Origin of the sequence: Povalibacter sp., from assembly GCF_036735925.1 — a bacterium.
Taxonomy (GTDB): Bacteria; Pseudomonadota; Gammaproteobacteria; order Steroidobacterales; family Steroidobacteraceae; genus Steroidobacter.
Genome location: NZ_DAINNK010000003.1, coordinates 149,629 through 156,999, shown reverse-complemented (window position 1 = coordinate 156,999; position 7,371 = coordinate 149,629). Strand labels below are relative to the sequence as shown.

Below are 7,371 nucleotides of genomic sequence, written 5' to 3'. Positions count from 1 at the left end.
ACCTTGCGCGGCGGACTGACCGAGGACTGGATTGATCCGTCCATGGTCGTGCGCGCCACGATCCCGCTCGGCGACAAATGGTTTCTGCAGGGGCGCGGCAACATCGGCGGCTGGGGCGTCGGTTCGGATTTCTACTGGCAGGCGCAGGGCGATATCGGCTACCGGCACTCGCCACGCACGCTGTTCACGATCGGCTATCGCTACATCAGCATCGATTACGACCGCGGCAGCGGCGCCGACCGGTTCATCTATGACGTGGATTCGTTCGGTCCGACGATGAAGGTGGGATTCACTTTTTAACCAGGGAGATGATCATGAAGCGCTTGCACTGGCTGTTCGCACTGGCGTTGCTGGCCTGCCTGGCCACGACGGCACAGGCGCAGAACAAGAAGCCGAACATCCTCGTCATCATGGGTGACGACATCGGCTGGTTTAATCCCAGCATCTACAACAACGGCATCATGGGCTACCGCACGCCCAACATCGATCGCATCGGCCGCGAAGGCGCGATGTTCACGGACTGGTATGGCCAGCAGAGCTGCACGGCCGGTCGTGCGGCGTTCGTCACCGGCCAGTCACCGATTCGCACGGGCCTGACCAAAGTCGGCCTGCCCGGCGCGGATGTTGGCCTGCGGGCGCAGGACCCTTCCGTCGCGGAGTTCATGAAGAACTTAGGCTACGCCACAGGTCAGTTCGGCAAGAACCATCTCGGCGACAAGGACGAGTTCCTGCCGACGAATCACGGCTTCGATGAGTTCTTCGGCAACCTCTATCACCTGAACGCCGAAGAAGAGCCGGAGAATCCCGACTATCCGAAGGATCCGAACTTCCGCAAGAAATTCGGCCCGCGCGGCGTGATTCATTCATTCGCCGACGGCAAGATCGAAGACACCGGCCCGCTGACGAAGAAGCGCATGGAAACGGTGGACGAGGAATTCGCTGCCGCCGCCATGAGCTTCATGGAGAAGAACACCAAGGCAGGCAAGCCGTGGTTCACGTACTTCAACAGCACGCGCATGCATGTGTTCACGCACCTGAAGCCGGAGAGCGATGGCAAGACGGGGCTCGGCATCTATCCCGACGGCATGGTCGAACACGATGGCATCGTCGGAGAGCTATTGAAGAAGCTCGACGATCTCGGCGTCGCCGACAACACCATCGTCGTGTACACCACCGACAACGGCGCCGAAGTCTTCACCTGGCCCGATGGCGGCACGACACCGTTCCGCGGCGAAAAGGCGACCAACTGGGAAGGCGGCTTCCGCGTGCCGACGCTGATCCGCTGGCCGGGCTTGATCCGGCCGGGCACGGTGATCAACGACATCTGCGCACATGAGGACTTCATTCCGACGTTTGCCGCCGCGGCGGGCGAACCGGATCTGGTCTCCAAGGTTGCAAAGGGCTACGCCGCAGGCAAGAAGAACTTCAGAGTTCACCTGGACGGCTACAACCTGATTCCGGCGCTCAAGGGCGAAACGAAGGAATGGCCGCGCAAGGAATTCCTCTACTGGTCCGACGACGGCGATCTTGTCGCCATCCGCTACGAGAACTGGAAGGTTTCGTTTCTAGAACAGCATGGAGAAGCCCAGCCGCGCAGTCCGATGGGTGTGTGGCAGACCCAGTTCGATCATCTGCGTGTGCCCAACCTCTTCAATCTGCGCGCAGACCCCTTTGAGCGCGCTACGGAGAGCATCTACTACGCGGACTGGCAGACCCGACGTGTCTTCATTCAAGTCCCCATCCAGACGTATGTTGCCCAGTGGCTGCAGAGCTTCAAGGACTATCCGATCCGGCAGAAGCCGGCGAGCTTCAATCTGGATGAGGTGATGCGGAAGCTGTCGGAGCCGGCGAACAAGTAGCTTGTTCTGACTGTGGGGCCGGCTTTAGCCGGCCTCTTTTCGGAAGTCAGGCTGAAGCCTGACCTACAGAAAGAGGGAGCGGCGCCGGATCGGCACCGCTCCCGCAACCATCACTTCCTCGCCTTGTTGAACTGTTCCTCGATCCCGCGGTTGATCTTCTCCTGCACGGCGTTGATGCCGAACTCGGCAGGCAACTGGCTCGGCGGGTATTCCTTGAACGTCTCCAGGAACGCCGTGGCCTTCGTCTGGGCCATGATCGTCAGATACACGTTCTTGGTCTGGAAGTCGTAGTACTGATCCGAAACGATGTCCGCACGCTCGTACGGATCCATGCGCAGGTTGAACAGCTTGGGCAGGCGCAGACAGGTGAAGGGCTCGGCCCAGACCCGCATGCCGCCAGGCACGGTCTGTTCGCAGAACACGGCCTTCCATTCGCCGAAGCGCATCGCCACCAGCTCGGCATCGTCATTGAAATAGAAGAACTCGTCGCGCGCGCCCTTCTGCGATTTGCCTGTCAGCAGGTCAAGCTGGTTGTAACCGTCCAGATGCACCTTGCCGGTCTTCGAACCGATCGATGTGCCTTTCAGCAGCTTGTCCTTGATGTTCGGATCGCCCGCCGCGGCCAGCAGCGTCGGGAACCAGTCCATGCCGGAGAACATCTCCCGCGTCACCGATCCCGGCTTGATCTTGCCGGGCCACCGCACCATCGCCGGCACGCGGAAGGCACCTTCCCAGTTGGTGTCCTTCTCGCTGCGGAAGGGTGTCGTCGCCGCATCCGGCCAGCTGAACTGGTTCGGTCCGTTGTCGGTGGTGAAGACGACGATGGTGTTGTCGGCGATGCCCATCTCGTCGACCGCCTGCAGCAGCTTGCCGACGTTCTGATCCATCTCCCACATGCCGTCGGCGTATTCGTTGCCGACCAGGCCGCTCTTGTCGCGGTATTCCGGCCGGACGTGAGTGAACAGGTGCATGCGGGTGAAGTTCATCCAGGTGAAGAACGGCTTGCCGGCCGCTTTCTGCTTCTTCATGTATTCGATGGCGGCGGCGGTGGTTTCGTCGTCGATCGTTTCCATGCGCTTGCGGTTGAGCGGGCCGGTGTCTTCGATCTTGCCGTCCGCAAAGGTGTGCAGCACTCCGCGCGGCGAGAATTTCTTGCGGAAGGGATCGTTGGCATCCTTCGGCCAGTACGGGCGCTCGGGCTCTTCTTCCGCATTCAGGTGATAGAGGTTGCCGAAGAACTCATCGAAGCCGTGGCGCGTCGGCAGGTATTCGTCGCGATCGCCCAGATGGTTCTTGCCGAACTGGCCCGTGGCATAGCCCTGGGTCTTCAATGCCTCGGCAATCGTGATGTCGCGTGCCTGCAGACCTACGGGTGCGCCGGGCAGGCCCACCTTGCTCAGGCCCGTGCGCTTGGGAGATTGACCGGTGATGAACGTGGAACGGCCCGCCGTACAGCTGTTCTCCGCGTAGTAGTCGGTGAACATCATGCCTTCCCGGGCAATGCGGTCGATGTTGGGCGTCTCGTAGCCCACCACGCCGTGACTGTAGGCGCTGATGTTGGTCTGACCGACATCGTCGCCGAAGATGATCAGAATGTTGGGTTTGCCCTGTGCACTGGCGGTCGTCGCCAGTCCAGTCAGGGAACTGATGGCCAGCGCGGCTGCCGTCAGCCGTGTTGTCCAGCGAAAGATCCTGTTCATGCGTGCCTGCCTCCGGTTCTTTTCGTACACGAACGATGTCCGTCCACAGCGACGGTGGCGGTCAGTGTGGAGAGATGCGTCGCGACTGAGAGTCCGTAGGAGAGTCAGCAGAAAACGGCAGATAGCCGCTGCCTCACGCGACCGGAATGGCGAAGGCCACGGTGGTGCCGCGCGAGGTGGCGTTGTTCTTCGCCCAGATGCGTCCGCCGTGGGCATCGACGATGGCGCGCGCGGTCGACAGGCCGAGTCCCATGCCGTTCTGCTTCGTCGTGAAGAATGCGTCGAACAGCCGGGACAACTGGTCCGCTGGTACGCCCGTGCCCACGTCGGTCACGGACACCGTCACAGTGCCATCGCGGCATCGACAGTCGACGTCGATGTACCGCTCTCCCGGCGGCACCGACTCCATGGCATCCGCCGCATTCATGAGCAGGTTCAGCAAGGCCTGCTGCAGGTGGACCGGGTCGCCCTGGATGCCTGGCATGTCCGCCTCCGTGGCCAGCCGGATGACGAGTCCACGCCTCGCGACGTCGGTCCGCACCAGCGTCACCACGCTGCGGACGACTTCGTTCATGTCGAGATTTTCCTTGTGCAGTTCGCGATCCCTGAGAAGCGAACGGACGCGCTGCACGATCTCGCGCGTGCGCTGATTGTCGGCGCGGATGTCATCGAGGATCTGGCGCACCTCGTCCAGCCTGGGATTCGCCGTGGCCAGCAGCAGGGAGGCCGCCTCGGCGTTGCTCAGGATGGCGCTCAGCGGCTGCGTCACTTCATGCGTCACCGACGCGGTGATCTGGCCGACCAGCGCCAGCCGGGCGGCTCCCGCCATCTCGCTGCGGCTCGCGTAGGCCTCCTGCGCCAGCCGTCGCCGCTTTCTTTCCTGCTGGTACATCACGACGGCCAGTGCGATCAGCAGCAGCGCGACCACGATGGCGGTGCGGTACAGATGCCAGGGCGATGGTGTCTGGAATCGCAGTTCGCAATCCTGCGGCGCACGGGCGCGGTCGACACCCCAGCGTTGCAGCTGGCGCGCATCGATCGTGCAGCGCGTGGCGGTTTCCGAGTAGCGCGGCAGTGCAATCGACGTACCGCGCGAGTTCAGCACCTGCGCGGCGAGCAGCCCTGCTTCGGTGCCGTGTTGCCTGAAATCGACGACGGCGCCGCCGAGCACGCCGGTACCCACATAGCTTTCGAGAATGCCGAAGACCGGCGCTCGCGATGACTGCGCCAGCGCCCGCGCGACCTCGGCCGGCGTATAGCCAGTGCCTGCTTCGTCGCGAAACATGCTGGCGTACAGGACGATCGCGTCTGCAGGAACCGCGTTCAGATCGGCACGCATCGCGCTGACCGGGCGACCGAGCCATTCCTCGATGGGCGCGCGATCCCGATATCGCTGCAAGGCGTGCTTGAACACGGGCGTCCACCAGCGATCGTAAGGTGCAGTGCCGGTGATGTAGATGATCCTGCCTGGATGAGGCTGAAGCCGGAATGCCAGGTCGACCGTTCCCTGCACATCGAACGGCATGCCGACGCCCGTGTAATTCGCCGGCAGGCGCGACGGATCGACGGTGCCTGCACCGACGCCGAAATACACGACCGGAACGTCGGGCCAGATGGACGCGCCGTACTGTTCCATGAAACGCACCGCCACCGCGGTCGCGGCCATCACCAGGTCGACATGCTCCCCGGCGTACAGCGCTCTCAGCGCATCCGCCTGTTGCGCGGGATCGTCGACGGTGAGACTCGCCACACTGCCCAGCGTTTCGCGGCGAAAGGTCACGCTGGCATCGACCGCGCCGACGATGGCCTCACGCATGGCGCTCTCGGCGGCCATGGCCGCGGGCACGAGCGCATCCGTCGGCTGCAGCACGACGATCTGCAGTGCATTGACGGCGGGTTCGGAGGTCGCGGCGACACCGTACTGCCACAGCAGCAGCAACGGGAACACCCGTATCGTTCGCCGCAGGCGGCCCGTTACGGCGTCAGGACGCAGACCAGGCGTCCGGCGATTCACGCCCAGGACGCGCGCTTCGGTGAACCGGACTCGGAAGGCAGCAGCCAGCGGTGCGCCAGGCGGCTGGCGTGCCACGTTCTCTTCTGACTGCTGCGCTGTCGACGTGCTTCCTCGTCCTGCTGCAGCACGCGATGCAGATGGACCAGATCGGCGACCGACGAAGCCTGCAGCTTGCGCATCAATCGTTCCCGATGAAACTTGATGGTGCGGGTACTGAGACGAAGGTCATGGGCAACCTGCTTGCCGCGCTGGCCTCTGGCCACACCTCGAAAGACTTCGATCTCGATGCGCGACAGCATGCCGAGACGGCTGCGCGCATCAGCCATCCGCTGCTGCTCGATACGCTGGGCCAGGTCGATGGCGAGCGCCCGTCGGACCGACGCCAGCAGTTGCGGCATCTCGACGGGTTTCAGCAGGAAGTCCACGGCGCCGCTGCGCATGGCCGCGACGCTCAGGTTCACATCGTCCACGCCCGTGAGGAAGATCACCGGCCGGCGCGGGTGCTGGCTCATGAGCGTTTCGTACAGTTCGAACCCGCTCGACCCGGGCAGACAGATATCGAGCAGCAGACAGCCCGGGCCGGAAACATCGCCGGCGAGATACTGGGCGACGCTTTCATGACAACGCACCGGGATGCCCGTCATCCACAGCATTCGAGCGATCGAGTTCGCGAACGACACGTCATCGTCGACGATGTGAACGAAACCGTCCTGTGTGAAACGCATATCTGTGTTCATGCTGGCGCTGCCACGTTTTTGCCGCCGTTTCTGCGCGGGAGGTTACGTGCTTTGGCCGTGCCTGTCGCATAGGCAGAAACCGGGGGTCTGCGGACGTATCGCTCTGCTGCGGCAGATCAATCCAGCCACGTGTATTGCCACGCCACGCCATAAGTCGTGAAGTCCCCGCCGATGCGTGTCGAGGTGCCTTCGTTCCAGGTGAACTTGAGCGACTGACGTGCGGCCACGGGAACCGAGAGCGTGAGACCGGCGCGCGTGTTCTCCTGCAGGTCGGCGCGCCGCACGCCATCGATCTTCGTATCGCCGCCGCGATACCAGGTGGCATCCGCTGCGAGCCACAGCCGCGGGCGAAATGTGTAACTCACGTGCGCCTGCAGGCTGGCGAGCGGATCCTGCTCGCGATGCTGGCCGCCGTAGAAATCGTCGTTGTCCGAGAACAGCCACACGCCCGCATACGCTTCGAGATACCAGTGGCCCAGCGGCTGCGATACGCCGATCTCCGGCTTGAACGCCCAGCGGTTCGTGCCGATGTTGATCAGCTTCTGCGGATCGTACTGGCCGGTCGGCGCGGCGACGGTGAGACTGGCACCCAGTGTCGTCTGCGGTTTGCGCTGCGAAAATTCGCGGGGCGTGAGCGCATCGCCGCCGAGCAGGTTGATGCCGAGCTTCAGCTTGATGTCGCCGAGTCCAGAGCGGCTGGTCGAGCGATGCGTCTCGCCGATGTTTCCCGAGACATCACCCGTCACGTACGGCACCGCCAGCGCGGCATTGGCCGATCGGCCGAACACGCCGAAGGTTCTGCCGTAGCCCACCGCCGCCGCGTCCAGCGTTGCCTCGACATCGCTGAACGGTAGCGACGGATCGAACAGCACGCCGCCGTCGGAATGCACATAGCCCGCGACCAGGAAGTTCACGCCCACCGGATTAGGCGAATAGGCGCGCGGCTCCAGTTCCTGGGCGTGAACACGCAAGGCTGCAAATATGAGGATCGAGCACGAAATCAATCCTCTCGGCGACACTCGATCCTCACTGGAGACAGCAGCGTGAACATCATCATTTTG

5 protein-coding genes and 1 pseudogene are annotated in these 7,371 nt (G+C 63.2%); 2 read left to right on the top strand and 4 right to left on the bottom strand.

What is annotated here, in order from left to right; translation table 11 throughout:
- Together V7D81_RS02205 and V7D81_RS02200 are read left to right on the top strand one after the other, a co-directional pair.
- A pseudogene (locus V7D81_RS02205) lies at positions 1 to 300 on the top strand (hypothetical protein); the annotation flags it as partial.
- Between the two features lie 14 nt (positions 301 to 314).
- A complete protein-coding gene (locus V7D81_RS02200) occupies positions 315 to 1,859 on the top strand; it encodes an arylsulfatase (RefSeq protein ID WP_324314167.1) in 1,545 nt (514 codons plus the stop codon).
- A 110-nt stretch (positions 1,860 to 1,969) separates the two neighbouring features.
- Here V7D81_RS02200 and V7D81_RS02195 read toward each other — a convergent pair whose 3' ends face one another.
- The 4 genes from V7D81_RS02195 to V7D81_RS02180 all read right to left on the bottom strand — a co-directional run bounded on the left by V7D81_RS02195 (position 1,970) and on the right by V7D81_RS02180 (position 7,281).
- A complete protein-coding gene (locus tag V7D81_RS02195; RefSeq protein WP_324314166.1) occupies positions 1,970 to 3,559 on the bottom strand; it encodes an arylsulfatase in 1,590 nt (529 codons plus the stop codon).
- A 133-nt stretch (positions 3,560 to 3,692) separates the two neighbouring features.
- On the bottom strand, positions 3,693 to 5,507 hold the full coding sequence (locus V7D81_RS02190; RefSeq protein WP_324314165.1) for a sensor histidine kinase: 1,815 nt from the start codon (positions 5,505 to 5,507) through the stop codon (positions 3,693 to 3,695).
- A 62-nt stretch (positions 5,508 to 5,569) separates the two neighbouring features.
- Complete coding sequence (locus tag V7D81_RS02185; RefSeq protein ID WP_324314164.1) at positions 5,570 to 6,298, bottom strand: response regulator transcription factor; 729 nt, start codon at positions 6,296 to 6,298, stop codon at positions 5,570 to 5,572.
- Between the two features lie 128 nt (positions 6,299 to 6,426).
- Positions 6,427 to 7,281: a transporter gene (locus V7D81_RS02180; RefSeq protein ID WP_324314163.1), complete on the bottom strand. Its 855-nt coding sequence runs from the start codon at positions 7,279 to 7,281 to the stop codon at positions 6,427 to 6,429.
- Positions 7,282 to 7,371 lie beyond the last annotated feature (90 nt).